The sequence below is a fragment of the Kordia sp. genome (assembly GCF_045105435.1).
Taxonomy (GTDB): Bacteria; Bacteroidota; Bacteroidia; order Flavobacteriales; family Flavobacteriaceae; genus Kordia.
Genome location: NZ_JBGCDL010000245.1, coordinates 1 through 2,594 on the forward strand (window position 1 = coordinate 1; position 2,594 = coordinate 2,594).

At 34.2% G+C, this 2,594-nt stretch carries 4 protein-coding genes; all 4 read left to right on the forward strand.

All coding sequences use genetic code 11. From position 1 onward, the window contains the following. A partial coding sequence (locus AB8B65_RS12455) for a carotenoid biosynthesis protein (RefSeq protein ID WP_405301379.1) occupies positions 1 to 411 on the forward strand: 411 nt, incomplete at its 5' end. A 129-nt stretch (positions 412 to 540) separates the two neighbouring features. Then, a complete protein-coding gene (locus AB8B65_RS12460) occupies positions 541 to 897 on the forward strand; it encodes a hypothetical protein (RefSeq protein ID WP_405301380.1) in 357 nt (118 codons plus the stop codon). 336 nt (positions 898 to 1,233) lie between these two features. Further along, on the forward strand, positions 1,234 to 2,253 hold the full coding sequence (gene pheS, locus AB8B65_RS12465; protein ID WP_405301381.1) for a phenylalanine--tRNA ligase subunit alpha: 1,020 nt from the start codon (positions 1,234 to 1,236) through the stop codon (positions 2,251 to 2,253). Between the two features lie 9 nt (positions 2,254 to 2,262). Continuing rightward, on the forward strand, positions 2,263 to 2,594 hold a 332-nt coding region (locus AB8B65_RS12470), incomplete at its 3' end, for a hypothetical protein (RefSeq protein WP_405301382.1).

A 2,594-nucleotide genomic window follows, 5' to 3' on the forward strand; every position in this document is an offset into this window, starting at 1 on the left:
TTCCTGGCACAAACCTGGATAAAGCAACATTGGATGCAATTTTTGGTCTATACTGCAATTTTGGTTATCACAGACAGCATTTTAGATCCTGGAGCTGTTGCACGCGGATTGTGGAAATATTCCGATGGTGGAATATGGTTCAACGTGCCACTACAGAATTTTATGGGCTGGATAATTTCGGGAACGCTAGTATATTTTATTTTAAAATTAATTCTAAAACCTATAAGTGCAAGTAGTAGCGAAGCAATTTCAAAACACCTTTGGATTGGAGCAATTTCACTGCTTGTTTCTATTTTTCTGTGGACTGGAGTTAACGCTGGTTATCAATTATGGTTGCCCGCAATTATTGGATTCATTTTTGGAAGTATTATACTCGTAGGAATTTGTAAAAGAAACGCTGAAACTTCATAAAATGCCTAAAATAATGCGGTTAAATAAAAGTTTAATTACGATTTAGAATTGAGAAATCTAAGTTTTTTTACAGAAAAATAAGGATATCAACATACGTTACCTACATTTGCAACCGAAAAGAACGAAACAATGGCAAGAGACGAACAACTAAAACTACGTTGGAACGATTTGGTAACGAAATTAACCAATCAATTTGCAGAAGGTGACACACTCGATTTGGACGCAATAATCTATTTAATTGGTGTTCAAGAATTGGGACAAATTCATAAAACATTCAAAAAAGACGAAAAAGTAAACCTTATGCACATTGCTATTTGTCGTTTGCTAGAACCTTATGGATATTACGAATTTGACTATTTTGATGATGATGGTTGGCCACATTACAAATTCAAAGAAGAATTGCCAGTTTTAAAAGCTGGTGAGCAAACCGTTTTAATGAAAGAAGACATTGTAAACTACTTTTTAGAGAAGGAATACATTCAATAAACATCAAAATTTCTCGTAAGTAGCTTTTTTTCCGCAGTATAGCGATTGTTTTCCGTTAAGAATTTTTGAAGCCTTGGAAAAAATTTAGGAAAACGATTGCGGTTTTAGTTTTCGATAGAAAAACTAAAAATACCTCTGGAAAAATTCCCTTTCTTTTGTTTCTTTTCTTTGGGAAAGCAAAGAAAACGAAAATAATAAAAACTGAATACCAGTAGTTTATGTTGTATTTTACTGAATAATTAAAAAAATATTTAAAACTTACATTAGTTTATTTTAAATGATTATTGGTATATGCTAGTTTTGTGTAAATTTGCATGCTAAATTAACAAGATCGTCATGATAGATAAGATCAAGGAACATATTGCTGAAGTTGAAAAATTTACAACAAAGGCAAAAGAAGACATCGAAAACTTCAGAATAAAATACTTAGGAAAAAAAGGATTATTGAATGAATTTTTTGCTGAGTTTAAGAATGTTCCGAATGAACAAAAGAAAGAATTTGGGCAAACGATTAATAAACTGAAAACGGTTGCACAAGATAAAGTAAATGCCTTAAAAGAAGCGTTGGAAAATAATGCGGAAGAAAAAGGTGTCTATGGCGATTTAACACGTCCGGCACAACCACTTGAAATTGGTGCGCGTCATCCAATATCATTGGTAAAAAATCAAATCACAGATATCTTTTCTCGTATTGGTTTTGATGTGTCTGATGGACCAGAAATTGAAGATGATTGGCATAATTTTACGGCCTTAAATCTTCCAGAATACCATCCAGCGCGTGACATGCAGGATACATTCTTTATTCAAACAAATCCAGATATCTTATTACGAACGCATACAAGTTCTGTGCAAGTTCGTTATATGGAAAATAACAAACCGCCAATTCGTACAATTTCTCCAGGAAGAGTATATCGTAATGAGGCGATTTCGGCACGTTCACACTGCTTTTTCCATCAAATTGAAGGATTATATATAGACAAAGAAGTAAGCTTCGCAGATTTAAAACAAACCTTGCAACATTTCACCAAAGAAATGTTTGGAAAGTCTAAAATTCGCTTGCGTCCATCCTACTTTCCATTCACAGAGCCAAGTGCTGAAATTGATGTGTATTGGGGATTGGAAACAGAAACCGATTATAAAATTACCAAAGGAACTGGCTGGTTAGAAATTGGAGGTTGCGGAATGGTAGATCCGAATGTATTAACAAACTGCGAAATTGACCCTGAAGAATACTCAGGTTTTGCTTTTGGTGTCGGAATTGATCGTATTGCCATGTTATTGTACCAAATTGGAGACATTCGTTTGTTAAGCGAAAATGACGTGCGTTTCCTAGAGCAATTCAAATCGGCATTGTAAATTTTTGTGATGAAAAAAGACATTGAAATTCCAAAAATAGAAGGTGTATACATGGCGGTTGTGCAAGAATACAATGAAATCTACAAAACAGACGATTGGAACGCATACATCATCAATGAGAATGAAGTAGACTTAGAAATGGTACTAATTGTTTCTCACGGATATGATGCAGACAGAAAAACCTCTGTGATGCGTCATAAATTGGATAAATTACCTGCAAAATCGTATGCAAAAGCCGAATGGTTACAAGAAGACGTGTTTGCGCTCAACAACGAATTTCGCGTGACATTCTTTGAAGGCAGTAAAATGTATGACAAAAAATATCTGTTCCGAAAAAACAC

What these genes read in the sequence shown, in the direction of transcription:
- AB8B65_RS12460 (WP_405301380.1), top strand. Translation starts at nt 541, where the DNA reads ATGGCAAGAGACGAACAACTAAAACTACGTTGGAACGATTTGGTAACG.
- pheS (WP_405301381.1), top strand. Translation starts at nt 1,234, where the DNA reads ATGATAGATAAGATCAAGGAACATATTGCTGAAGTTGAAAAATTTACA.